Here is a 24,213-nt window from a genome sequence, read left to right as displayed (position 1 = left end):
GGCGGCGTTGTTTGGTGGCACTTGGATGACTTCGGTGGCGTCTCGGGAACTGACACCTGCGATGATCTTCGGCAGTGATTTGTGCGAGGCCTTGGATGCACGCTGACCAGCTTGAACAGCATCAGCCTGGCAGTAGTCGGCGATAACGCGCCTTTGGGGCGCACATTCCTGTGCGGCATTGCCGCTCTGATCACATCTAGGGTCTGTTTCTCATAGATCGGTGTGTTCAGAAAGCACACGGCGGACAAACCCATGCGCGACTAGGTCCGTACGCGGACCAGCCCCTCTTGGGCCACCGAGGCAACGAGACTGCCGTCTCTGGTGAAGAACCGGCCCCGCGTAAAGCCGCGGGCACCGCTCGCTGACGGACTATCCATCACGAACAGGACCCACTCGTCTATCCGGAACGGGCGGTGAAACCAGATCGCGTGGTCTAAGCTGGTCGACTGTATCCCGGGCGTGACCCAGGTCAGCGCGTGCGGCCGCAGGACCGTCGACAAGAGATTCAAATCCGACACATAGGCGAGCATCGCGCGGTGCAGGGCAGAACGATCCGGCATCCTACCTAAGGTGCGATACCAGACGCAACGGAGAGGCGCTCTAGCGTCGGGCTCGAGCATATCAACATGATCCAAGGGTCGAATGTCGATTACGCGCTCCAGAGACATTTCCTCCTGGGCCGCGTCCGGTATCCTGTCCATGTACTTGCGTGCAATCTGGGCCTGCGACAGGAGACCATCGGGGCCAGCCGTCTTCGGCATGAGATCTTGATGCTCGGGCCCGGCCTCTTCACGCTGGAACGAGGCCGTCAGTGTGAAGACGGTGCCGCCATCTTGGATCGCGTCCACGCGCCGCGTCGCGAAGCTCTTGCCATCGCGTATCCGCTCTACTTCGTAAGTGACAGGCGTGCGCTCGTCGCCTGATTTGAGGAAATAACCATGCAAAGAGTGCGCGCCGAGCTCCTCCGGAACAGTCTGCTGCGCAGCCGCGAGTGCTTGAGCTACGAAATGTCCACCGAACACGTAGCCCCAATTAAGGTCCAGGCCGCGTCCGGAAAATCGGTCCGACTCGATGCGCTGAGGTTCGACGATGTCCAGGACATCCTTCAAGGATACGGAGGCGTCACGTTCTAGGATCATGTGGAGTCTGCGCTCTTGTTTGTCGCGTTCAGGAGAGGTCTAGAGCTTGAGAGCGGGTTGCAAATGCAACCGTCGATCGGCCGCGGCGCAAGGCGACCGGCGAGGAGAAGAAAACACTCCTCACCGGTCCTGCTGTTACTTGGCAAGCCAGGCATTGAAGCGTTGCTTCAGCTCATCGCCGTGCTCAGCCCAAAAGGAGAGAGTGGGCTGCAGAGCACGCTCCAGATGATTGGGCGCATTGGCGAGCTGGGGCAGGATCGCAGGATCGACAAGCTGCAGCGCATCGATGTTGGAGGGTCCGTACGGGATGTAACGTGTCAAGTTCGCTTGAGGCTGAGGCGAAGCCGCGAACGCGAGGAACCTATAGGCTTCGTCCCGCCGTGGACTTCCCTTGGGAATGACCCAGTAAGCCCATCCCGCCACCTCGCCGTCCCACACGGTTTCGAAGTGCTTGCCGCCGTTCTTAACGGCATCATAGATGCGCCCGTTGAAGGCCGCGGTCATGACGACTTGGCCGTCCGCCAGCAGTTGCGGAGCCTGGGCGCCGGCCGTCCACCAAATGACGTCTTTCTTGATGGTGTCGAGCTTCTTGAAGGCACGGTCGACGCCTTCAGGCGTGGCGAGGATCTGTCCAACCTCTTTGAGAGGCACGCCGTCCGCAATCAACGCCCATTCGAGATTGCCTGTGGGGCTCTTCCACAATCCGCGCTTGCCGGGGAATTTCTTCGTGTCGAACAGGTCGACGATCGTCTTCGGGCCATTCGGCAGCTTGTCCTTGTCATAGGCCAAGATTGTGGAATTGATTTGGCTCGGCACCCCGCAATCCTGCCCTTCGGAACCCATAAACTTCGTTCGGTCGAGGCCCAGCTTCTTCCAATCGATCTTCTCAATGAGGCCGTCGTCGCACATCTTGAGGACCTGCGATCCGTAAGATTCGACTACGTCCCAGTTCACGGTGTTCGTTTCGACCATGGCTCGAATCTTCGCCAACTCGAAGCTCCACTCGCCTTCGGTGACTTTGGACCCTGTCGCCTTGACGTACGGCTCAAAAATGGACTTGCGCTGAGCTTCCTGATAAGCCCCACCGGCAGAGATGACGGTCAACTGATCGCCGGCAATTGCCACGTCCGTTGGGGCAAGCATGCCGGCCGCCAAGCCGAATACAGCCAAGCCGCTGGCCATCATCCATCTGTTCCTCATCGTCTACCTTCCTGCCCGTTGCGCGATCCCCAGGATGGAGATGGCGTTGCCGAATCCGACCACCACCATGAGGCGGAAGTTCTTGAACCGTCGCGACATGGAGCGTCGCAATCCTCTCCCACCTGGCGAAATCACCACCGCCTTATTCCGCTAAGGGAATGCTGGAGAGGGGAGCGGCCGGCCTGTAAGAGACGCCCACAACTGCTCAACTGGCGCATTCCTTCCTTTCTCGTACTTGCTCGGCGGATGTGTCGGAAGAATTCTACCGTCTGCGCAAGCGGAATTTCAGTGATCTTGCGGTTCGACAGCAGAAATCCTGCGCTAAACGGGCAGAGCCTGAAGTTTCGTGTTTCGGTCAAGAAGGGGCAGGAACGTAGCACTCGTATGCTCGCTCAAGCTGAAGACGGCGCTCGTGCCCCATGAGTCCCCGACTGTCATTCAAAGAAAGATGTCTTCATCGATAGCTCCAATGGCTCGGACAACGAGTTGTTGAACTGTTTCACTTCAGTACAAAACTGCCGGTGGGCCGATTACGGCGACACACCAGCACCAGATCGGGATAGAGAACCTCGTCCAAGCGGGCGAAAAATTGCCTCCCAGGGTGTCACGCTACGCTATGGCCACGCTTCCGCGAGAGCTGGCACCGCTGCGATACCCGAACAATCAAGTTCTACGGCAGGAGGCCGCTCAGCCCTTCTGAAGTCTAATGAGGGAGCCTGCCGTTTGACCACAGAAAACAGAATCAGCACATCGCGAAGCCGCCTGTCATTGCATTCCGATGCCTTTGCCCACGCGGTCCGGTCGTGGTAGCTTTGCATGCAGCTGCGCTAGCGCTAGCAGCCGCTCGCGCATTTTCCCGGTTACCGGCGCGCTACGCCTGCTTTCAGCGTCGACGTGAATCAGCATCTGCTCACCAGTAGCAGCCCGCTTTTCGCTACCCTCACGCTTAATTACGTGGAAGAGGTGCAACCGCTTCTCGTCGGCACCGAGAACTTGTGTAAACACCTCGACGCGGTCGCCGGCGCGAAGCTCACCTAGATGGGACAGGTGCGTCTCGACCGTGTAGTAAGTTCCCGTCCCCTCCAGGTTTTCGCCATTCGCCCGAATATAGCGACCCACCGTCGTAGTGGCGTCGCTGCAGAGCTGAAGATAAGTGCTTTCAGCGGCGTGTCCGTTGCCGTCTATCCAACTGGACGGGATCACTCGCAACGTTCGCAACGGCCCGGAGTCCTGAGCTGGTAGGGGCGTGCGAGCGCGGAGCCCCTGCTCCCAGCGCGCCAGCGTCTCACCCGGTCCGTAGCCCTGGGAGCGCAGCGCCTGCAGCAGGCCTACCAGCAGGTCATCGCGTTTTTCCTCGACGGAAACATCGAGTGGGTCGGCCTTCACGAGCGCGTCGGCCTGCTCCGCCACCCTGTCCAGGAAGGCGTCATTCATGTCGGGCTTGTCGGTGAGCCGCGACCAAGGCCACTTGAAGGCCCACTGCGCGATGCTTTGGCGTATGCCCGCCCCACCGCCAGCCATTCGGTATGACCCCATAGATGCCCGACGCAGCGCCCAAGAGTAGCGCACCGCGTCATCGATCTCTTGCAGGCTCGCGAGATCGTCGTGCACCAGCCAGAGCGCCTCGCGCGAGATCGCGTCCTGCAGCCGGTTCGCGATGAATCCGTCCACCTCCTTGCGGACCACGAGCGGATGCATCCCGATCGACCGGTAGATCGGCGCCGCACGCTCCAGAGCCTCGGGCATCGTGCGCTCGCCCCCGCACAGCTCGACCAAGGGCAGCAGGTACACGGGTTGGAACGGGTGCGCGACGAGTAGATACTCGGGATGGTCCATTTCTGCCTGCAGCAAAGACGGCCGGAAGCCTGACGTCGAGGAGCAAATAAGGGTCTTGGGCGCTGCTGCCCGGCCAGCGGCCGCAAGCAGTTGCTGCTTAAGTTCCAGCCGCTCCGGCGCAGACTCCTGCACCAGATCCACGCCACGCACGGCGTCCGCCACCGACTCGGTGACAGTCAGCGACCCTTCCGGCGGGAGCGGGACGAGGGTCAACCGTCGATACGCTCGCCGCGCGTTGTCCAACACCTTATGCACATGCTCGATTGCATTGGGCGCCGGGTCGTACAACCGCACATCGACTCCGTTGAGCAGAAAGCGCGCCGCCCACCCGCCGCCGATGACTCCCCCCCCAAGAAGCCCGACCTCCCGGGGAAGCCTCTCGGCCGACTTTGATTCTTCAAGCATTATGGACCTCTCGGGCATGAACTTTGAGCTTGAGCTTCTCGCGCATCTCCTTTGAATTCATTACGCGCACTCCGATCCGATCGAGGATCTCGATTGCTCGTTGCACAAGCTCGGCGTTCGTTGCCAGGCGCCCACGGGAGAGATAGAGATTGTCCTCTAATCCAACCCGCACGTTTGCGCCTATCATGGGCGCCAATGCGGCATATGGAAGCTGCATCGGACCGACCGAGAATGCCGAATAGACGGCGCGCGATGGAAGTTGGTGCACAAACGCCATTAGCGTCGCCAAATCCGCCGGCGCACCATAGCCGACGCCCATACAGAGTTGGATCAACGGCGACTCTTCAATCAGCCCCTCTTTGACCAGGTCGTGGACCATGCGCAAATGACCGGTATCAAATACCTCCAGCTCAGGTTTCACCCCAAGCTCTTTCAGTCGCGCAGCCATCACTCGCAGGGTCCCGATGGTATTGATCATGGCGCCCTCACTCGTTCCCTTGGCGCTCATTGACCCACAATCCAGCGTGCAGATCTCAGGGCGGAGCTCTTCGATGTGCGCAAGCCGCTCGAGCGCCCCGAGCATGTCCGTTTCCTTCGAAAGGGGCAGTGGAGAGTTCGAGCAGCCCAGCACGATATAGCAACCCTCTCCCGTGGTGAGATTGATCACCGGATTAGCGTCCGACTCCCGAATGCGCCGCACAGTGTCCCTGTACAGGCCAAGGTCCAGGACGCCGGCCTGGGTTTTAAGATCACGCACATGAAGGTGAACCGCCGCCGCGCCCGCGCGCGCTGCCTCGACGGCCGAATCAGCGATTTGCTCCGGGGTTACAGGCACGTTCTTCTGCTTGGGAGCGCCTCCTCCCCCCGTCACCGCACAGGTGATGAACACCTCGGAAATCATGCCGCGTCTCCTCTGGCTGAAAGCTTGACCTGCCCCAGGCGGACCAGATCAGCGATAGGTTTAGGTCTTGCAATTAGTACCGGTCCACAAGCTCCGTGTTTGGGCAATATCGTGCGCAGTAGCGCAGTAATGCTGCGCATGCTCGCCGTGTCGTGAGGTTTTCTATTTGCAGCTTTGACCAAAGAGAGGTCTTCTAACACTCTGGGATCGATCATGGCCGGTGCTGCTGGAGACGAGCGCAAGACTGGCGGCGCTCGTCACGTCGGCTCAGGCGCCCCCTTTGGGAGGACAGAAAGTCGGCTGCTCAATCGCCGAACCAGTTCCCACGAGGAGGACAATGTTAAGAAATTTCGGCGCTGGATGCCGCCCAACTGCGCTACGACTGTATTATACCGGACTACAACATGATGGTCGCGAACGTTTGAGGTGAAGCGTCAAGCTAGCGCGATCGGATCATCAGTGCATTCGGTACAGTCGACAACGTTGGGTTCGCATCCACCAAATATCGCTGACAAGCCAGCGCCGCTACCAACGTTTCCCTGGTCCGCGATGATGTGTGCGGGTTGAATCCGCTTTCGCGCAAGTCTGATAGCAATGCGGCGGATTTCCTGAATTGACCAACGGATCAGTGGTGGGGTGGTTATGTTTTGGCTTTTGCCGGGGGGCGAGGTTTCGTCGCAAGCTTTGGTTTGGTCGCAAAGCCGACGTCGGCAGGCACATAAGTGGCTTCCAGACGATCTGGATCGTCGGCCCATTCCTTCGGAAGATACAACGCGCGATCGATGAACGCATGGCCATGACGCGAAAGGTAGGCAGCGAAGACACCGATCTGGCAGTTCGTGATCTTCCCTGCCGAACCAGTGTATTGCCGCGCCACTCCGCATGATGCTTTGCCCTGTTTGAGAAAACCGGTGCGTCGATCACCAGCACCGCATCGTCATTCGCCAAATGCTCGATGACATAGTCGTGCACGATATCGCGCAGGGCATCAGCGTCCCAATCTCCACGAACCAGAATCGCCTGCTGCCGCCATGGGCCGGGATCGCCAGCCGCCTCCGCGCGCATCCAACCGGTCTTGCGCTGCTCATCTCCGAGCAGACCTTCCAGGAATAGACCTGCATTCGTCGCAACACGCTCTTGCGTGAACAACGGACGTATCCGTTGCTTGATCTCTCGAAGCGACGCCGCCCACAACGCAAGCGTCTCCTCAACCGACGCGGCCCGCGCCCACGACATTCGAACCATGGTTGCCCATGGATTCAGAAGCCCGCAAACAAAGCAACTGTAATGCTAGAGCAGCTTTTGGCGGCAAGGCGTACGGTTGTTATGCTGCTGCCTCGGACCTCCTGAAAGGGCGGCTGTCGGCCGGCCCGTCGATTCCATAAGTCAGATGGAGGTGCCGGCGAGCCGATTGACCTCTGGATGCCGCGGCGGCTCCGCAATTTGGCGTCGAGCAGGTCGCGATCGAAGGTCCCGTAAGCAATCGGTTGCGCTCGGCGCGGCGACTACAGTTGCGGACGCAAGGTAAGCCTCCGGTGAAGCTTTCAATTACCCACAAAATTCTCCTCCGACCAAGGCGCCTAACGCGATGTCGGTGAGGCGCGACAGCCCGCGCCACATGACCGTATTGCCGGGAGGCGGATCGCTGGCGCGGGCGAGATAACCGCCGAGCCGGGCGATCTTGATCAGGTAGTGCGAAAGCGTCTTCTGTCTCGCTTTGGGTTTGTCGTTGACAAGGTGATCGAGCACGCCGATTTCGGTCGCGGTCAACGCGAGGGTTGGCGACGCGTCTGGAGCGGAACGGTTGAGCATCGTCACCCAGAAGATCCGCCAACTCAGGATGCAAAAGAGCGAGATCAGATTGGTCAGACGCTGGGCGGTCCTAAGCTTCGACTCCTCAGCTTTGCAGCCTGATTTCAGGATCTTGTGGAACACCTCGATCTTCCATCTCAAAGCATACCATTCGAGCTTCTCAATGGCGTCGGTGCGGGGGCTAACAGGCAGATCTGTGATCAGCTTCCACTCGATTTTCTTTCTGATCTTCGGCGTCACGCGCTCTTCGGCATGAATCACCGTCAAGGTCAGCGCGGGATAGCGCTTTGGCTTTCCGATCGGCGGCAAGACGCGAATCTTGCGATATCTGATCTCCAGGACGGCTTTATCGGGATCGCCGTTGCTGTCTCTGACGTCGATGCAATGCAGTCCTTTGACGGCGACCTCGTCCATTTCGTCGGCGATCGTGTGATTTCCATGCCCAGCCAAACGGTCAACGCAAGTCCTATTCACGAAATGCGTTCCAGCTTCTCGAGCCGCGCAGAAGAGCTCATAGATGTCGCTCTCGCGATCACCGACATGAACGTATCGTCCCGGATCGCCCAGAAACTCCGTGGATTGCCGGACACTGTCCAGCCACCGAATGCTCTCCTTATTCTCGATCGGAACGCGGGTCGGATTGATCTGCTTCTTAAGTGCGGCGGTCCCCTTGAGTTTCTTCCGGGTCCAAAATTTAACGGCCGTCAGTCCAAGCGGCAGCCCATCGCTTGTCACCGCCAGGCTCGAGTGCATCAGGAGGCCGCAAACCGTGTGCGATCTCAGGCGACCCGCCTTGTCCCGGCCGCTGTTTATGCTCTTGGTGATCCCGATCGCGTCTGGGTTCTCTCTTTCATAGCTGAACTCGGTCGTATCATGGAGCACTAGCACAGGACCGTCGGTGGCAATCGTACGCTCGCGCTTCGATTGAAAGTGGCCGGCCAGAATGTCCGCCTCACTGACCCGGTCGTTGGAGAAGAAACGATACGCAGCCTTGGTGTTGGCCCCGTCCTGGCACACCAACGGAATACTTTCGCCCATGGCGCTCCCGATTTGCGCTACCAGTTTGCGGAGCCGCTTGTTCAGGCGCTCGTCGGCAAGGCTGCAGCCAGCGAGCTCGCGATCAAACCATGCGTCAGCTTCTTCGTCCATCGGCACCGCCCCCTGCGAATCGGTGCCAGACAAAGATTCACGGTCGATTCCTGCGTTGCAATGGTTTGTGCGCTTCCTCAGCCCGTTCGACTAAATGTGGATAATTGAAAGCCGGTGTAGGCCGCCTTCCCGGATCGTGCTTGAGCGTGAGATGGTTTGCTCATTAATTCGCAAGCAAATGAGCAAACGCGGCGGAGCTATCGCCGAAAGTTGGTGACGGCGGGAATCGGAAAGGCGGCATATCGTGGGGGTGCTTGACGCCTCCACTTCTCCACCGAAGGAGCGATATGCCGTGTCCAACGATAACGTCATCCATCTGATTCAGCCAGGAACCGTCGCCGATCAACTCACAGAAGTCTTGCGCAATGGAGCGCGTGCCCTGCTGGCCCAGGCGGTCGAGGCCGAGGTTGCAGACTTTCTAGGCCAGCATGCCGATTTGAAGACCCTGGACGGCCACCGGCGCGTCGTCCGCCACGGTCACCTGCCGGAGCGGGAGGTGATGACCGGTATCGGTCCGGTCGCGATCCGCCAGCCGCGTGTGCGCGATCGCGAGGCGGACGCCTCCGATCCCGACCGCATCCGGTTCTCGCCGGCGATCCTGCCGCCCTACATGCGGCGTTCGAAGTCGATCGAGACGCTGCTGCCGATCCTTTACCTGAAGGGGATCTCGACGGGCGACTTCTCGGAGGCGCTGGCTGCGCTGCTCGGCAAGGATGCGGCCGGGTTGTCGGCATCCGCGATCGGTCGCCTGAAGGCTGGCTGGCTCGACGAGCACACCGCGTGGCAGAAGCGCGATCTGTCGGCCAAGCGCTACGTCTACATCTGGGCCGATGGCATCCATCTGGAGGCGCGGCTCGAGGACGAAAAGCAGTGCATCCTGGTGCTGATCGGCGCGACGCCGGAAGGCCGCAAGGAACTGGTCGGCTTCACCGATGGTTCCCGCGAGAGCGCGCACGACTGGCGCGATCTGCTGCTTGATCTGAAGCGGCGCGGGCTCGCCGTGCCGCCGCGGCTCGTCATCGCCGATGGCGCACTCGGCTTCTGGAAAGCCGCCGGCGAGGTCTGGCCGAAAACGCGCGAGCAGCGCTGCTGGGTGCACAAGACTGCCAACGTGCTCGCCAAGTTGCCGAAGAGCCAGCAGCCGAAGGCCAAACGCGCGTTGCAGGAGATCTGGATGGCTGAAACGAAGCTCGCCGCCGAGCTGGCGTTCGACACCTTCATCGAGAGCTACGCGCTGAAGTACGAGAAGGCCGCCGATTGCCTAAGCAAGGATCGAGACACGCTACTGGCGTTCTACGGCTTCCCGGCCGAGCACTGGAAACACTTGCGGACGACGGATGAGATGGACAAGCGATTTTTTTCATGACCGAGATGACGATTGCAGAAATCGCGTACGTCCATTCTTTTGTTCGGCTGCGCCGCGGGCCATTCTTCCGTCCCGGCCATCGATCTCGCAGCCGCCGCGCGCAGGGGCGGTCAAGGCTGGCCGCGTTTGCGGCCACCGCAAGGCTTGGCCTTGACCGGCCCGAGCACGGCGGCATGCTGGCGTGGAACGGGACTGCATTCCTGGCTGGCACTTGCCGTCAGGCGGGATTATCCTGGGTGGGCGCGGGCGACCTCGTGGCGAAGCGTGGCGCATCGGCTGCAAGCGCCACCAGGCTGCCCTATTTTGTCTTGCCGAGCTGAGGCGCCCGCGCGCCGGTTTTTGGCCGCCGTGGTTTCCATTGCGTCACCAGGCGCTCGTAGCTTTGCTCCGCCTGTGCGGCAATCAACATCTCGCGGTCGCGCAATGCCTTGATGTTGTAGGCATACGCTGGCCCACGCCGGCTGCCTTTCTGTTGCGGATGTCCGGCTTGAAGCTGCATCGCGCGGGTCTTGATGGCGACCAGTGCCGGGCGCGCCCACAGGTAATCCTCGCCCTTCGTCAACAAATGCCAGCAAAGCACGGTGAGCTTCCGGGCCACGGCCACCGCGGCGATCTGATGGCCGCGCCGGGCGCGGATGCGCACGAAAAACGCATGCAGCGGACCGGGCGCCTTGGCCGCTGCCCAGGCCGCCTCGACCAGCATGGCGCGCGCGTGACTGCGGCCGATCTTGCTGATGCGGCCGTGATGGGCGGCGCCCAGTCCGGACTGCCGCACCCGCGGGTTCAGCCCAAAATAGCTCACCAGCTTCTGCGGGCTGTTGAACCGGCTGATGTCGCCGATCGCCGCCATGATGCCGGCAGCGACCGCCAAGTTGACGCCGGTGATCGTCATCAATCTGTTGACCGCGGAATCGTCGATGGCGTCCTGCGCGATCTCGCGGTCGAGCAGGGCCAGATCTTCCGCCAGCCGGTCAAGCTCGCGGACGTGCCGATCGATCGCCGCGCGCTCATCGTCCGGCAACGGTTGGGCGGCCAACCACGCCCGGCCGCGGCCGTTGAAAAGATCGGCATGCGGGCACTTCGGGATCAGGTGCGCGTGCAGGATCGAATGCACCTCGTTCTTGAGCCGCGTGCGATGGCGCACGACCTGGTAGCGCCGCGCCACCAGCCGACGCTTGCGTTCCGTCTCCGCGTCAGGCGTCCAGATCTGCGGCAGGTACCCAGCCGCCTGCAGACTGGCGAGCGTGCCGGCATCGATCTTGTCGGTCTTGACGTGAGCCTGGGCGATCGCCTTCACCTGCAGCGGATTGGCGATAATCACCCGTGCCACGAACGGTGCCAGAACCCGCGATACCGCCATGCTGTTGCCGGTCGCCTCGACCACCACCTCATCACTGGCCAGCAGGGTCTTGCCAAATCCCTCCAACGCAGTCCGCGTCATATCAATGCGGCCCGCATGTCGGAGCCTGCCATCCTCCCAAATCACCACTTCCCCGAAAGTTCGGTGGACGTCGATGCCAATCACCCGTCGCATTCGCACCTCCTGCCAATCAGACCACATGACGGGAGCTGCGGGCGACACGACAACTACGCATTCGCGCTCTCAGCGCAACCGGGCGAGTCGCAGAGGCGGCCAGCTACTAACTCGAGCTCGCGGCTCATCGAATGCATCGGCCTGCCCGCACATCGTGCTCCCGGTGCCTCTGTCCCGATGGTCGCACCATACGCTACGATCTTGAATATCGCAGCGGAACATCGGCACCGAGAAACTCTCATACCGGTTACGAATGTAATCGAGAGACCAGGCTATGCGAGCCGAAATGTCGTTGGAGGAACGGTATTCCGCAGATATGATCGTCATGAATGTGCGCGGGGATAGGCTGCACTCACTGGCGCTCATTGTACTCCGCGCCGGCATGAACATTCCCTGCGAACGCGAACCTATAGCCAATCAGCATCGCGTCACCCCGTTCATTAATCACAATGCAGAAATTAGAGCAGGTGTATGGTCCGGCCCACAGCAGATGTTTGGCAATCGACTGCACTCTGCTGTCGCGGATAGTCTGCCCTACCTTGAAACCACTCCTCCTTCCAAAGTGAAGGACCTTTCGCTACCAATCGGCTAGAAAGGACCATGGGTCATTGAGCTCGCAGACGCTCTCCCTAGTTCGGAGGGCTGAACAGCGTGTCCCCACCGTCGACCCAGCTACCCTTCACGATGCTCCGCCACCTTCGACCCCACCAGAATAGGTAGCCGTGCATCTTTTGTTCATGATGTACGATCAATTGTTAAGCCGCGCTGACGCAGCATATTGCCATTGACAAGTTGCATAACTAGGCAAGCGCATCAACCCGCTGCGAATGTCCCGATTCTTTGCGCCCTGGCTAAAAACCTGCGGCTTGAATACGAGGAGACGATGTTTAAGGATGGATTCTGTGCGATCGTGACGGGTTCGGCGTCGGGCCTTGGAGCGGCGGCCGCTCGACTCCTGGCCAAAGGCGGAGCGCGCATCGTGATCAATTATTCCACCAGCCAGAAGGAAGCCGAGACCACCGGTGAAGCCTGCCGACGGGTGGGTGCTGCCGAGGTAGTGCTGGTGCAGGGCGACGTCTCGCGCGATGACGACTGCAAGAAGATCGTCGCGGCCGCCGAGCCCTGGGGGCGGCTCGACGTGCTCATCAACAATGCGGGCACCACAAAGCATGTGCCGCATCACCATCTCGATGAGCTCTCCGCAGAGGACTTTCAGCGCATCTTTGCGGTCAATACCATCGGGCCGTACCAGATGATCCGTGCGGCGCGCTCGCTACTTGAGGCCGGTGCAAACGTGAGCGGCCAGTCGGCTGCAGTTGTAAACGTCTCCTCGGCAGCTGGCATCAGCGGTGACGGCTCATCCGTCGCGTACTCAGCGAGCAAGGGCGCGTTGAATGCCATTACGCTGTCGCTGGCGCGGGCGCTGGCGCCTTCCATTCGCGTCAATACGGTTTGTCCCGGCTATGTCGATACGCGTTGGTTTACCAAAGTTCTTGGCGAGGCGGGCGCCCGGCGGGTGCGCGATGCTGTCGCCGCGCGGGTACCGCTCAAGGTCCTCTCGACTGCCGAGGACATCGCACAGCTTGTTTGCTTCCTCGCAAGCCCGGCGGCAAGCAACATGACCGGCGAATGTGTACGCATAGACGCCGGCATGCATCTGGTTATGTGGTAAGAACGTAAAATTCTCCATCCCCTCGGCGATCGTCCTTCCAGGCGAAGCGACCCTGTCGTCGGAGAGCGAGACCGGTCGGCGATGCGACCGGTGTAGCGGCCGATATAGGCCAGCACCTGTTCGGGCCCCAAACGGCGGCTTGGTATAGACGATCCATCCGATCTGCTTGCGTTGGTCGGGCCCGGCGGCGAAGACCGTGGGCTCGGTAAGAGCCGCGAGGCCGCCAAGGAGCGCAGCTCGCCGGCGTCGAATGCATCCCGCAGGTTCTGCAGGAACAGCTTTCGAAACACTCGCGAGAGCACGCGCAGCGGCACGATGCGCGTGCGGCACTACCACCTGATTGAGGCATGAGCGCGAGCACGCCCCGTCTTTATGACGGCGTTGATGCGTGCGGATTCCGATGATTTCGCCCGCGCGTTCCGATTTCAACTCACCCCGGATTCCGATCTGATCCCGCCCCGGAGGCGGACGTTCTGCCGCTCTTTTCCTTGCACCGGGGCCTAGTCAATCCCCGAATGATCCGAAGAAGAGCTTCATCTGCTCTTGCGGCTCTGGGCATGTGGTCAACGCCGGGGGGTTGTCCAAGCGAAGCGTCATGTCCACGGCGGCCCATGCTCGGGCCTTGCGGGCGTGCTGCGCCTGGTTCGGCGCAGGCTTTCGCCGGCGAGATCGAGCCGATCCGCGTTGTGGATGAGGCGATCGAGTACGGCATCGGCATAGGTCGGGTCACCGATGAGGGCATGCCACTGGTCCACGGGGAATTGGCTCTTCGAGGATCTCCAGGAGATCGTGGCGGGCGGCGGCATCGAGCGGCTCGAGGTCCCAATCCATCGAGGATGAGCAGATCGACGCAGCCGAGCGCGCGCTGGGTTGATGACGGCTATCGCCGCGCGCTAGACCAAGCTCGGAGAACAGCCTGGGCACGCGCTGATATAGCACCGAGCGATTGTCGCGACAGGCCTTATTGCTGAGCGCGGATGCAAGCCAGCTCTTGCCGACGCCTGCGGGGCCGCAGATCAGGAGATTGGCGTGGGCGTCGATCCAGCTACCTTCGGCAAGCTGGGCGAACAGTGCGCGATCGAGGCCACGCGGGGTGCGATAATCGATATCCTCGACGCAGGCCTGCTGGCGCAGCTTGGCGTGGCGCAAGCGCGCGGAGAGGCGCTTGCCTCGACGCAGAGAGGTTTCGCGATCGAGCAGCAGTGCCAGCCATTCGGCATGACCGACGCCATCGGCTTCGCCCGAGGCTCGGATATCAACGAAGGCTTTGGCCATGCCATGCAGGCCAAGCGCGTGGACCTGATCGAGTGTCGGATGGGTCAGCACGTTTGTTCTGTAGTTGTAGTAGCGTGGCCCGCGGATATTGGCGTGGACGATCTGAGCTCGAGGTAATCGCCCTGTGCAGTTCCCCTCAAACCTCTGATCGCACCGCTTGGAGTGATTGAGCTGGCGCCGGTCATGCAAGCAACTCGAGCAGTTCGAAAAGCCCGACCGAGCCTTTCACCACAGGCTGGTCCTCCTTCGCTGGTTGAGAAAATCGGTATCTCCGAATGCCTTCGAATTCCGCCGAATGATGAAGCGAGGCAGGCGCAGCACGCCCGTATAGTTCTCGGGGTTCGCGAGCGTGCCCGTCCCGGAAAGTCACGGTAGCACCGGGCCGATACAACGATCTCACCAGCAACTCCTAACCCGGATAAATCCGACACGCCGATGGATAGGGGATAGCTGCCTTTGCGCCGGCATCAATCCATAGGATTGATGCCGGGCTCGGCGACGACCTCGCCTTGTTGCGGTTTCGGCAAAGGACTTGTCGGAATCAGACGGGTACCGGTCATGTTAGTCGGAAGTGTCAGGGCGTGCAGTTTTCGAATGGCGTTGGTTCAGTCGCACCTTAGAGCCATGCCTTACTTCGTCACCAGGAACAAAGTCGGCGGCATTCCTGCAGAGATCGGAATTCGGAAAATCTGCAGGCATCGGTCCTACTTGGCCGACCGAAACCGGTGCAGAAAGAGAATGCCACTAGCCCGCCCGAAGAGCCTCTGCACACCCCTGATCGCTGAGCCTTTCGCTCGCTCCGATTGGAGGAGTCGCACTCGGAGCTTTTTCGCGAGAACAAGTGCGCTTTAGATAATTGAGCGGCGAGACAAAGTGCGACCGCCTCCCAGGGCTGCATCTGCCGATGGCATCGTGCCCTGCTTGGGCCGCGCCCGATCAGCTGCGGCGCATTAGTCCTGAGCCAGCCCCTCAAGATCTCACGGAATTCCTTTGACATCGATCCCCGTAGGCTTCAATGCCAAGATATATTGAACTGTGACGCGAGAAAACGCCCTGCAGATTTTGAACTACCAATCTGGAATTTCAAGCAAATGCTGCAAAGTATTTCCGTGACATAAGAGGCGCTGGGGAATGTACCGCATTCTTGTCCATCTCGATATGCGCCCGTTCGGGAAGAAGCGCAATGCGTTGCCGCGCATAATGCGCTAGATCAGCCCGGGAGCTTCTCCGAGGGAGATCCAGCCTTCGGCAACTAACTCCGAGAGTGCCAGCGCAATACGCGGCGAGCAACGCAAGCATGTCCATAGACTGGCTCGATCCGACAAAGTCCCGCTCGTAAGAATAGCCGATGTGCATCAGGACGAACCGGGTATCAGGAAGATCCAGCAATAGGCGACAGAGATGGCCTGCGTTGTGGGCGAGTTGCATCATTCCATGACCGCCCACAAAAATCGGTGCAATTTTAACGGGCAGATCGCACTCGGTAGCTCTGCCCACGCAGTAACGGAAAAGACAATCCTGGAGCGACTTGAGGTCCTCGGAACCTAGGTCATGGCGTGGTGCAGAAACAGCCGCGCCGCGGGTGATCGGCCAGACGAACGCCATCAAGATGAACAGGAGGAGTGGCAGGACAAGCATAAAAGCTTTCAGCTTGCGGCGGCGCTCGACCCGCTGGAGTCTGATCCGCAACGGGATCACGTCCGGACTGCCAGCGATTTGGACCGCCATCGTCGCCATCGACTTCTCTCTTTCACTCTCTCAGATCATCTGTTTGAGATGCGAGGAGAACGGAAGTTCTCCTCGACCTCCTTGTTCTTACTTCGCGAGCCAAGCGGTAAAACGCTGGCGCAGCTCGTCGGTCTTCTCAATCATGAAAGGGTAGTCCGGATGCAGAGCAATGGCGAAACGGTCGGGCTTATTTGGAACGTTGGGAAGCACCGCCGGATCGAGAAGGGCCATTGCATCTTTGTTGAGAGGACCGTACGGGATGTAGCGCGTCAGGTTAGCTTGCGGCTCGGGCGAGCCAGTAAAGGCAAGGAGCTTGTAGGCATCGTCCAGATGCGGACTGCCCTTGGGAATGGTGAACCAGCTCGCGCCCTCCTGCGCGGCATCCCATACGATCTCGAAATGCTTGCCGGACTCCTTGGCGGCATTGGTAATGCGGCCGTGATAGGCCGCGGTCATGACGACTTGGCCGTCAGCCAATAGCTGTGGTGCTTGGGCGCCGGCCGTCCACCAGATGACATCTTTCTTGATCGTGTCGAGCTTTTTGAAGGCGCGATCGACGCCGACCTCCGTGTTGAGTACCTTGTAGACGTCCTTGACTGGCACGCCGTCCGCAACCAACGCCCATTCTAGGTTAGGGGAGAAACCCTTGAACAGCCCACGCTTACCGGGAAAATTCTTCGTGTCGAACAGATCAACAATGGTCTTCGGGCCATTTGGCAGCTTGTCTTTGTCATAGGCAAAGATAGTGGAATTGGTTTGAGTCGGCACGCCGCAGTCGAATTTACCAGCGTCGCCGTACTTAGATCGATCGAGACCCAGCTTTTTCCAGTCGATCGTCTCGCTGAGGCCCTCGGTACACAATTTCCAAGCAATCGCCCCGGGAGCGTCAACTACGTCCCAGCTCACGGTTCTGGATTCGACCATGGCGCGGATCTTGGCAATCTCGCCGTTGTACTCGTCTTCGGTGATCGTGATCCCGGTCGACTTTTGTGAAGGGCTGAAAAAAGGCCTTGCGCAGTGCCTCCTGATAAGCGCCGCCCCAAGACACGATCGTCAGCTGATCGCCCGCGAAAGCAGGCTTTACCTGAACCAGCGCGCTCGCCATTAATCCTGCCAGAGCTGCGGCACCGGCGATTGCTACGGGTGTCCTCATCGTTTTACTCTCTTGGTCCTATGCCGCCCCCAGGATAGGAGCAGCGTTATCAAACCCACGGGCCGCCCTATTGGCGGCGCCTTCGCCCTCGTCAGGACGGGTCGAGAGCCCGACAATCCTCCATTTTCCAGCCAACGGTGATCGCCTCACCGGGCTCGACCTGCACCACGCCTTCCGAGTTTGGCAGCTTGATCACAAAATCATCGTGGCCGCAGACCGAGACCCGGGCTCGCACGTGGTCGCCCAGATAAACCACCTCCGCAACCCGCGCGCTCAAGACATTGGGCAATGACCCCGGCATCGGATTGAGCTTCACTCGTTCTGGCCGCAGCGACAACACGGTCGGCCGACCGACCACCTCGACATTGACGGCGAGCGCCTCTACGTCGCCCTCGCCTGGCAGCTCCACCCTACAGGTTGCACCATTTATCGCGACGACCTTGCCATGCAGCCGGTTGTTCTCCCCGACAAACTGGGCAACGAAGGCGTTCCGCGGCCGCTCGTACAACTCGGCCGGCGCGGCGAGCTGCTGGATCATCCCGTCATTGAACACCGCTATGCGGTCCGACATAGTCAGCGCCTCGCGCTGGTCATGGGTCACATAGACCACAGTGACACCGAGATCTTCGTGGATATGCTTGATCTCAAGCTGCATCTGCTCGCGTAGCTGCTTGTCAAGCGCACCGAGCGGCTCGTCCATCAGCACGAGCTTGGGATCGAAGACGAGGGCCCGGGCAAGCGCGACACGCTGCTGCTGACCACCGGAAAGCTGACCGGGCCGGCGCTTGCCATGCGCGCCGAGCCGAACCAGGTCGAGCGCGCGCTTGATCTTAGCCTCGATCTCCGCCTTGCCGAGCTTGCGAACCTTGAGCAGAAAGGCGAGATTCTCCTCCACGGTCATATGCGGAAAAAGCGCGTAGTTCTGGAACACCATGCCGATATCGCGCTTGTGAGGAGGCATGTTGACGATCGAGCGCCCTTCAAGAAGGATGCAGCCTTGAGTGGGCACCTCGAATCCCGCAAGCATCATGAGAGTCGTCGTCTTGCCTGAGCCAGAGGGCCCCAGCATGGTCAAAAACTCACCACGATTGATATCCAAATTCAGATTTTTGACGACCAGCGTTTCGCCGTCGTAAGTTTTCTGTATATCGGTGAATTTCACGAAGGGATTGTTCGCGTCCGACATCCATTCCCCTCAGGTCGCGCCATCACTTCGGAATGCCGAGCGCGATCAAATCGGAACGGTGCGCGCGATCGGCTCGGAATCGGCATTCATGGATGCCAAGTTCGGCAGCCACAGATTTGCTCGGCAGACCATCTGCACACCGCAGGATCGCGCGGCACCGCTCAGATAGCGATCGGGCTACACGATGGTGACGAACTTGCCTCTCCAAGTACGCCCGCTCCTGCGGACTCAGCAACAACGGCGCGATCGGCCGGCCTTTCACACATGCATTCGCCACGAGCGCTCTCCTCTCTAGAGATTCGAGCGATCAACTAATGTCACGAACTTGCGTTCCAGATGACTAACACGCCAGACCATATGGCGTACTCTGGACCCCAATGGACTCGCCTTCTGAATTGAAGGGGCGATGATGTGAAACAGCGCTTCACTGCCTGGCTCGCTGGCTAAGAAATAGGACAGCGAGGCGTATTTCTGTTTCTCGCAGCCTGAGATCGGAGTGAAAGAGAGAAGTCGATGGCCGAATGCCAATCCAATCGGCGGCATGCCGTTGCAGATTTAGCTGCAGCCGGTCGAGTGAATGCCCTGATGGGATATTCAAGGTCAACCACATCTCATGCCTCAGACTAAGAGGGATTGCAGATTCCCGAGTCGCGAAAAGTGACGACGTCGTATCATTGAAGCAGGTGCTCGACTATGTTTAACCTGAACGCATCGGGACAGACCGGTTCCGCGCCCGCAACATAGACCTCAAATGGGGGCACGTGTTCGGTGGACAGTTTCTAGCTCAAAGCGTTAGCGGCTGGCTGCCCAGCAGACCGCGCGCGAGGATCACACTGCACACTCTGCATGGTTATTTCCTCCAATCGCGCGACGAGCGCAAGCCAGTTACTTGCGTAGAGCGGATGCGCGATGGCAAGAGCTTCGCGACGCCGGCCCGTGCACGCGATCCAAGACGGCCGCACCGTATGCTCGTTGACAGCCTCATTCCAGCGTGAAGAGGCCGGGCTAGACCAAGACCTCATCCGAAGACCGTCCCCGAGGAGCTCCTCTCGCAGGCCCCGCTTGCCTGGAAGTACATGATAGGATGCGCCTTGGCCAGCCGATCACATATGCTGGCTCGTGCGATCCATCGAGGCGAACATACAGAACCTCATGTGACTGGCAGCCACCCAGCTACCACATCTCGATGCTCGACCAATCCCGAAAGAGTCTGCACCTGTCATCAGCCTGATAGCGCGATTGGTGGGTAGGCTCGCTTGGAGTAGAATGACTAACGATTCCGCCCTTGCGATAAGTCCAGTTTGCCGCTCGAGTAATTACACGTGCAGCGGCTGCTATTAGCCGTGCTGACGATCCGGCAGCTTACCGTCGGCGCGATACCAGATGAGCCCCATCGGCTCAGCGGCTCACCACGGGCGTTGACGAACACCTCGGGTGTCGCGACCTGCCCGCGGATGGCCAGCCAGGCACGCAGTGCAGCGGCCGCCGGCTTCCACAACGGCAGGGTCCGCTCCCGCCGTCCCTTGCCGAGCACGCGGATGCTCATCGAAGGCAGGGCGATGTCATCGATCTTGAGGCCTGGCCGTCAGCTCGGAGACGCGCAGCCCTGCGCAGACGGCCACGTGCAGCATTGCGCGATGGCGGATGCCATCGCGTGACACCGGATCGGGAGCGTCGAGCACGGCTTGGAGCTCTTCGCGCAGACGGTAGGGCACCAGGCGCGTGTCAGTTTTCTTGAACGGGATCGCCAGTACACGGCGGACCTGCTCGAGCGCTGCCGGCTGCCGGTACTCGAGGAAGCGAAAGAACGACTTGATCGCCGCCAGGCGAACGTTGCGCGTCACGGCCGGGCTTTTGCGCTCGTCCTCAAGATGCTCGAGGAAGGCGCTGACGAGCCCGGCATCGCTGCTCGAGCGTCAGCGCCGATGGTTTGACCTTGAGCCGGTCGGCGGCGAACAGGAACAGCAGCTGGAAGCTCGAGGCATAGGAGTCCCTCCTGTGCCGGCTGGCGCCCCGCTGGCAAGCGAACGTGTTGCGCAGGAACGTCTCCATGAGGGGAGCGATCGACGTCATGATGACCTCCCTTCGGACATAAACGCTTCGCCGGCCGTGGCGACATCGCGCAAGAGGTCGGGCGTGGGCTCGAGCTACCAGTAGGTCGCGTAGATGTTGACGTGACCCATGTAGGTTGCGAGTGCCGCCATGTGTGCCCCGCACCGGCCTCGGCCGGTCGGGCTGCCTTGCAGCGCGCGCACCGCAAGCGTGTACCGCAGATCGTGCAGGCGAGGACGGCGAGCCGACGTCGATCTGATGCCAGCCTTGTCGACCAGCCTGTCGAAGGTCTCCTTGACGGCAATGTAGCGTAGCGGCCGATTGCGCTTGTCGATGAACACCGGATCATCGTCTGAGCCGGGCCCGCGACGTGCCAGGTATCGCTGCAAGCCGGCGGCCGCCGTGTCGTGCAGCGGCACCAGTCGCGTCTTGCGGAACTTGGTCTCGCGGATCAGCAGACCGTCGCGGGTCACGTCCGCGATCGTCAGCTTCAGGGCTTCGGAGATCCTGAGCCCGGTGGATGAGAGCAGCGCGATCAAGGTCGCTTGCGTGTGCGGGCGCAAGCCGCGCATCGGCCGAAGCCGCAGCGCAGCTTCGACCAGCCGACTGATCTCGTCTGTCGTGTAGATGTGCGGCGTGCGACGCTTCTTACGGGCGCCGAAGTGATTTGCCGGCGGCAGCTCGTGCCCGACGTCCTCCACCCGGACATGGCGTACGAAGCGACAGACGGCTTTTAGCCGTGCATCGCGTTGCGCGACGGATGGTCCGAGCGCGGCCCAGTCGATCGCTGTTTTTGTCTCGACGTGTGTTTGTCCGCGCTCGGCTGCGAAGGCGGCAAAGCTCTTCAGCAGGTACTGCGCGGTCGACATCGCGAAGCCCGTGGTGCGGCGGAGCGCGAGATAGGTCTCGATGGCGTCGAGCATCAGAGCGCCTCCGGCCAGGGCTGAGCAACCTGCTTCAGCAGCGCGACGTCGGTCTTTGCGTAATAGGCCGTCGTGTCGATGCCGCGACGCCGAAGGACGAGGCCGATCTTGTCGAGCGGCACGCCGTGGCGCAGCATCTCGGTCGCCGCCGTGTGCCGCAGAGCGTGGGCCCCTTTGACCGGCGGCACGATGTCGGCCCGCTTCATGATACGCTTCACCACCGACGAGATGCCGTCGCCTCGTCGGAATGGCCGGCACGGCGCGATCGTGCGCAGGAACAAGACATCGTTCCGGCGGGTAGACGGCCGGCATTCGAGGTAGGCGGCGATCGCATCCCCGACGTCTTGTGGTAGCGGCAGCCGGACCTCGTAGCGCGACTTGCCGCAGACCCGCAGCGATCCCGTTTGCCACTCGATATCGGTGAGACGCAGTTGCGCCACGTCACCGGCCCGCAGGCTGAGGCGCACCAACAAAAGTACGATCGCACGATCACGCCGGCGCGCACCGGCATCGCCGTCACAGGCAGCGATCAGCCGGTCGACCTGCTCGGTCGATAGATACCGGGGCATGTCGGCAAGCTGCCAATGAGCGTAGGCCGGAACGGCGCCGTCGAGACCTGCCTGACAATGGCCTGCGACTGCGAGATACCGCAGGAAAGCCCGCAGGCTCGTCGTAATCTTCTCGATCGTGCCACTCCCGCTATTGCTCGCCCGCTCCAGGAAGTAACTGCGGACATCGTTCGGCCTCCAGCCGGCCGGGTCAGATCGAAGCTCCATCATCAGGCCCGCGGCGTCGCGGGCGTAGAGCCTGACGGTGGCATCGGATGCGCCGCGATGCTTGCGCAGCCACGTCTTGAAGTCGGCGACCAGCTGCGGCTCGGCGGGTGCTGCCCCCACGGCCGCGGACCGGCAAAGGCCGAGCTCGACGAGGTGCCGCTCGCAAATAGCGTACCGCTGTCTCGGGGCCATAGCCCTGCAGATCCAGCGCCGCTGCAACATGTCCGTCTCCGTATGTGACCGGCCATCAGTGGCCGACCCAACGGGGCCGCACGGGCGCCCGCACAGGTGTTGGCCTATCTCGGCCGCTACACCCATCGCGTCGCCATCGCCAACAGCCGGCTCGTCGCCCTGGACGAAGATCAAGTCGCCTTCTCATGGAAGGACTACCGCCAGAACAGCGCGACAAAGATCATGAAGCTCAAGCCCGACGAGTTCATCCGCCTGCTTCCTTCTTCACACGCTGCCCGATGGCTTCCATCGCATCCGCCACTTCGGCTTCATGGCCAACGGCCATCGCGCTGCCAAACTCGCCCTTTGCCGCAAACTTCTCGATCGTGAGCGGACAGCGCCAAACGATGGCGAGCCGTCGCCTGTGGATTCGGACGCTCTGACGTCGGCCAAGGTTCCCGCCTGTCCTGATTGTGGTGGCGTCATGCGCATCATCGCGCGCTTTCGACACAGCTTCAGTCGTTCCAATCCTCGAACCCCACCATTCCGATGCGACACATCGTGAGCCAGTTCGTGCCCTGCACGACGATCATCATTCCCAGCGTCTCGATCATCGCCGACGCTGTCGAAGTCGTGCGGCCACACCGCGCGACGACAACCATTCAATGCAGCGGCCCATCGATCGCCGCCTGCAAAACGCTCCCGGTCTCAAATTGCCACCGATGCGCAACCAGCACGTCTCCGCTTCAGATACACAGTCTGCCGATAGCTACTTGCGATCGCGAACAATCCCCATAGCCTCACCACCGTGCCCACCCTCCCGCGCCTTCGTTCAATCCGGCTTCAATGAGGTCGCGTCACAGGCGTCTGCCGTACCTTCGCGTCTGCGCGACCTCACAGAACCCTCCAGATTCCCAAATCAGCTTGTTTCTGATTCACCATGCTGGCTGGACGGAGGCCAGCATGGATGGGCAAGCCGTACTCTCTGGATCTTCGCAAGCGCGTCGTGGCGGCAATCGAAGGCGGGATGTCCCGCAATCAGGCGGCCAAGCAGTTTGGTGTGGCGATCAGCACGGCCATCGGCTGGATGAAGCGGGTCGACGAGACCGGCAGCGTTGAGCCTGGGCAGATCGGCGGCTACAAGCCGAAGGCAATTTCGGGCGAGCACGCGGTCTGGCTGTCGCAGCGGATCAAGGACGGCGATTTCACCATACGGGGGCTGGTTGCCGAGCTTGCCGGACGCGGCCTGAAGGTGGACTACCACTCGGCGTGGGACTTCGTGCATGCCGAGAAGCTCAGCTTCAAAAAAAGCGTGGCGGCTGGCGAACGCGATCGACCCGACGTGGCGCGGCGGCGTCTCCAATGGACAAAGTATCAAGATCGCGTCGAAGCTGAGCGGCTGGTCTTCATCGACGAGACCTGGACCAGAACCGATATGGCGCCTTTGCGGGGATGGGCGCCGCGCGGGCACAGACTTCCCGCCAAGGTTCCGCACGGCCGCTGGAAGACCATGACCTTCTTGGCGGCCCTGCGCCATGACCGGATCGATGCGCCATGGTTCATCGAGGGCCCGATCGACGGCGTGAGCTTTCGCACCTATGTCGAGAAGGTTCTTCTGCCCGTCCTTCGACCCGGCGACATCGTCGTCTTGGATAACCTCGGTAGCCACAGGAGCAAAGCAGTTCGCCAACTCATACGCTCGGTCGGCGCCAAACTCTTCTTCCTCCCAAAATACTCGCCCGACTTGAACCCGATCGAACAAGTCTTTGCCAAGCTCAAGCACCTGCTCCGCAAAGCTGCCGCGCGAACCGTCGACGCCGTCTGCGCCGCAATCGGCCGCGCACTCGATGCCTTCACCTCAGAGGAATGCGCCAACTACCTCAAAAATTCAGGCTATCGAACCTAACACTACTTTGGCAGATTGTTGATTTTGCC

At 60.8% G+C, this 24,213-nt stretch carries 18 protein-coding genes and 5 pseudogenes; 7 read left to right on the top strand and 16 right to left on the bottom strand.

What is annotated here, in order from left to right; translation table 11 throughout:
• Positions 1–260: 260 nt before the first annotated feature.
• The 6 genes and pseudogenes from tesB to IVB24_RS09455 form a co-directional block, all read right to left on the bottom strand.
• Positions 261–1,139 carry an acyl-CoA thioesterase II gene (tesB, locus tag IVB24_RS09480; RefSeq protein WP_247772735.1) on the bottom strand — a complete coding sequence of 293 codons (879 nt, stop codon included), beginning with the start codon at positions 1,137–1,139 and terminating at the stop codon, positions 261–263.
• Positions 1,140–1,274: 135 nt separating this feature from the next.
• Positions 1,275–2,324, bottom strand: a complete 1,050-nt coding sequence (locus tag IVB24_RS09475) for an ABC transporter substrate-binding protein (RefSeq protein WP_346771360.1) — start codon at positions 2,322–2,324, stop codon at positions 1,275–1,277.
• Positions 2,325–3,104: 780 nt separating this feature from the next.
• Positions 3,105–4,580 (bottom strand): 3-hydroxyacyl-CoA dehydrogenase NAD-binding domain-containing protein, encoded by a 1,476-nt coding sequence (locus tag IVB24_RS09470; RefSeq protein WP_247772734.1) that lies wholly within the window; start codon positions 4,578–4,580, stop codon positions 3,105–3,107.
• Complete coding sequence (locus tag IVB24_RS09465) at positions 4,573–5,481, bottom strand: 3-keto-5-aminohexanoate cleavage protein (RefSeq protein ID WP_247772733.1); 909 nt, start codon at positions 5,479–5,481, stop codon at positions 4,573–4,575. The genes IVB24_RS09470 and IVB24_RS09465 overlap by 8 nt, the downstream gene beginning before the upstream one ends.
• A gap of 676 nt (positions 5,482–6,157) precedes the next feature.
• Positions 6,158–6,726, bottom strand: a pseudogene (locus IVB24_RS09460) (IS701 family transposase); the annotation flags it as partial.
• A gap of 303 nt (positions 6,727–7,029) precedes the next feature.
• Positions 7,030–8,442, bottom strand: a complete 1,413-nt coding sequence (locus IVB24_RS09455; protein ID WP_247772732.1) for an IS4 family transposase — start codon at positions 8,440–8,442, stop codon at positions 7,030–7,032.
• Between the two features lie 292 nt (positions 8,443–8,734).
• On the opposite strand from IVB24_RS09455, the pseudogene IVB24_RS09450 reads away from it, so the two are divergent.
• Positions 8,735–9,790 (top strand): annotated as a pseudogene (locus tag IVB24_RS09450) (IS256 family transposase); the annotation flags it as partial.
• 14 nt (positions 9,791–9,804) lie between these two features.
• Positions 9,805–10,128: a hypothetical protein gene (locus IVB24_RS09445; RefSeq protein ID WP_247337951.1), complete on the top strand. Its 324-nt coding sequence runs from the start codon at positions 9,805–9,807 to the stop codon at positions 10,126–10,128.
• Here IVB24_RS09445 and IVB24_RS09440 read toward each other — a convergent pair.
• The gene (locus IVB24_RS09440) at positions 10,107–11,324 is read right to left on the bottom strand and encodes an IS110 family transposase (RefSeq protein WP_247289241.1); all 1,218 of its coding nucleotides are present in this window, start codon (positions 11,322–11,324) and stop codon (positions 10,107–10,109) included. The two genes, IVB24_RS09445 and IVB24_RS09440, sit on opposite strands and share 22 nt — an antisense overlap.
• Before the next feature lie 304 nt (positions 11,325–11,628).
• On the opposite strand from IVB24_RS09440, the gene IVB24_RS09435 reads away from it, so the two are divergent.
• Entirely contained in the window at positions 11,629–11,934 is a 306-nt protein-coding gene (locus IVB24_RS09435; protein WP_247772731.1) for a hypothetical protein, read from the top strand.
• A 291-nt stretch (positions 11,935–12,225) separates the two neighbouring features.
• Positions 12,226–13,014, top strand: coding sequence for an SDR family oxidoreductase (locus tag IVB24_RS09430; RefSeq protein WP_247772730.1), 789 nt, complete (start codon positions 12,226–12,228; stop codon positions 13,012–13,014).
• Between the two features lie 593 nt (positions 13,015–13,607).
• On the opposite strand, the pseudogene IVB24_RS09425 reads toward IVB24_RS09430, so the two are convergent.
• From IVB24_RS09425 to IVB24_RS09415, 3 genes and pseudogenes are all read right to left on the bottom strand, one after another.
• A pseudogene (locus tag IVB24_RS09425) lies at positions 13,608–14,340 on the bottom strand (ATP-binding protein).
• A gap of 1,032 nt (positions 14,341–15,372) precedes the next feature.
• Positions 15,373–16,026, bottom strand: a complete 654-nt coding sequence (locus IVB24_RS09420; RefSeq protein WP_247772729.1) for an amidohydrolase — start codon at positions 16,024–16,026, stop codon at positions 15,373–15,375.
• 78 nt (positions 16,027–16,104) lie between these two features.
• The gene (locus IVB24_RS09415) at positions 16,105–16,950 is read right to left on the bottom strand and encodes an extracellular solute-binding protein (protein WP_247774064.1); all 846 of its coding nucleotides are present in this window, start codon (positions 16,948–16,950) and stop codon (positions 16,105–16,107) included.
• On the opposite strand from IVB24_RS09415, the gene IVB24_RS09410 reads away from it, so the two are divergent.
• A complete protein-coding gene (locus IVB24_RS09410) occupies positions 16,940–17,125 on the top strand; it encodes a hypothetical protein (RefSeq protein ID WP_247772728.1) in 186 nt (61 codons plus the stop codon). The genes IVB24_RS09415 and IVB24_RS09410 overlap by 11 nt on opposite strands.
• Positions 17,126–17,261: 136 nt before the next feature.
• Here IVB24_RS09410 and IVB24_RS09405 read toward each other — a convergent pair whose 3' ends face one another.
• From IVB24_RS09405 to IVB24_RS09380, 6 genes and pseudogenes are all read right to left on the bottom strand, one after another.
• A complete protein-coding gene (locus IVB24_RS09405) occupies positions 17,262–18,356 on the bottom strand; it encodes an ABC transporter ATP-binding protein (protein WP_247772727.1) in 1,095 nt (364 codons plus the stop codon).
• Between the two features lie 85 nt (positions 18,357–18,441).
• Positions 18,442–18,633: pseudogene (locus IVB24_RS09400) on the bottom strand (IS630 family transposase); the annotation flags it as partial.
• A gap of 1,285 nt (positions 18,634–19,918) precedes the next feature.
• On the bottom strand, positions 19,919–20,200 hold the full coding sequence (locus tag IVB24_RS09395) for a hypothetical protein (protein ID WP_247772726.1): 282 nt from the start codon (positions 20,198–20,200) through the stop codon (positions 19,919–19,921).
• A 22-nt stretch (positions 20,201–20,222) separates the two neighbouring features.
• Positions 20,223–20,429 carry a hypothetical protein gene (locus IVB24_RS09390; protein ID WP_247772725.1) on the bottom strand — a complete coding sequence of 69 codons (207 nt, stop codon included), beginning with the start codon at positions 20,427–20,429 and terminating at the stop codon, positions 20,223–20,225.
• Positions 20,430–20,503: 74 nt separating this feature from the next.
• Entirely contained in the window at positions 20,504–21,331 is an 828-nt protein-coding gene (locus IVB24_RS09385; RefSeq protein WP_247772724.1) for a tyrosine-type recombinase/integrase, read from the bottom strand.
• The gene (locus IVB24_RS09380) at positions 21,331–22,329 is read right to left on the bottom strand and encodes a tyrosine-type recombinase/integrase (RefSeq protein ID WP_247772723.1); all 999 of its coding nucleotides are present in this window, start codon (positions 22,327–22,329) and stop codon (positions 21,331–21,333) included. Before IVB24_RS09380 ends, IVB24_RS09385 begins: the two co-directional genes overlap by 1 nt.
• 57 nt (positions 22,330–22,386) lie before the next feature.
• Here IVB24_RS09380 and IVB24_RS09375 point away from each other — a divergent pair.
• A pseudogene (locus IVB24_RS09375) lies at positions 22,387–22,660 on the top strand (transposase); the annotation flags it as partial.
• Between the two features lie 585 nt (positions 22,661–23,245).
• Complete coding sequence (locus IVB24_RS09370) at positions 23,246–24,184, top strand: IS630 family transposase (protein ID WP_247772722.1); 939 nt, start codon at positions 23,246–23,248, stop codon at positions 24,182–24,184.
• Positions 24,185–24,213: the final 29 nt, after the last annotated feature.

This window comes from Bradyrhizobium sp. 192, assembly GCF_023100965.1.
Taxonomy (GTDB): Bacteria; Pseudomonadota; Alphaproteobacteria; order Rhizobiales; family Xanthobacteraceae; genus Bradyrhizobium; species Bradyrhizobium symbiodeficiens.
This window is presented reverse-complemented; position numbering and strand designations above follow the sequence as displayed.

What these genes read in the sequence shown, in the direction of transcription:
- tesB (WP_247772735.1), bottom strand. Translation starts at nt 1,139, where the DNA reads ATGATCCTAGAACGTGACGCCTCCGTATCCTTGAAGGATGTCCTGGAC.
- IVB24_RS09475 (WP_346771360.1), bottom strand. Translation starts at nt 2,324, where the DNA reads ATGATGGCCAGCGGCTTGGCTGTATTCGGCTTGGCGGCCGGCATGCTT.
- IVB24_RS09470 (WP_247772734.1), bottom strand. Translation starts at nt 4,580, where the DNA reads ATGCTTGAAGAATCAAAGTCGGCCGAGAGGCTTCCCCGGGAGGTCGGG.
- IVB24_RS09465 (WP_247772733.1), bottom strand. Translation starts at nt 5,481, where the DNA reads ATGATTTCCGAGGTGTTCATCACCTGTGCGGTGACGGGGGGAGGAGGC.
- IVB24_RS09455 (WP_247772732.1), bottom strand. Translation starts at nt 8,442, where the DNA reads ATGGACGAAGAAGCTGACGCATGGTTTGATCGCGAGCTCGCTGGCTGC.
- IVB24_RS09445 (WP_247337951.1), top strand. Translation starts at nt 9,805, where the DNA reads ATGACCGAGATGACGATTGCAGAAATCGCGTACGTCCATTCTTTTGTT.
- IVB24_RS09435 (WP_247772731.1), top strand. Translation starts at nt 11,629, where the DNA reads ATGTCGTTGGAGGAACGGTATTCCGCAGATATGATCGTCATGAATGTG.
- IVB24_RS09430 (WP_247772730.1), top strand. Translation starts at nt 12,226, where the DNA reads ATGTTTAAGGATGGATTCTGTGCGATCGTGACGGGTTCGGCGTCGGGC.
- IVB24_RS09420 (WP_247772729.1), bottom strand. Translation starts at nt 16,026, where the DNA reads ATGGCGACGATGGCGGTCCAAATCGCTGGCAGTCCGGACGTGATCCCG.
- IVB24_RS09410 (WP_247772728.1), top strand. Translation starts at nt 16,940, where the DNA reads ATGGCGCGGATCTTGGCAATCTCGCCGTTGTACTCGTCTTCGGTGATC.
- IVB24_RS09405 (WP_247772727.1), bottom strand. Translation starts at nt 18,356, where the DNA reads ATGTCGGACGCGAACAATCCCTTCGTGAAATTCACCGATATACAGAAA.
- IVB24_RS09390 (WP_247772725.1), bottom strand. Translation starts at nt 20,429, where the DNA reads ATGACGTCGATCGCTCCCCTCATGGAGACGTTCCTGCGCAACACGTTC.
- IVB24_RS09385 (WP_247772724.1), bottom strand. Translation starts at nt 21,331, where the DNA reads ATGCTCGACGCCATCGAGACCTATCTCGCGCTCCGCCGCACCACGGGC.
- IVB24_RS09380 (WP_247772723.1), bottom strand. Translation starts at nt 22,329, where the DNA reads ATGTTGCAGCGGCGCTGGATCTGCAGGGCTATGGCCCCGAGACAGCGG.
- IVB24_RS09370 (WP_247772722.1), top strand. Translation starts at nt 23,246, where the DNA reads ATGGGCAAGCCGTACTCTCTGGATCTTCGCAAGCGCGTCGTGGCGGCA.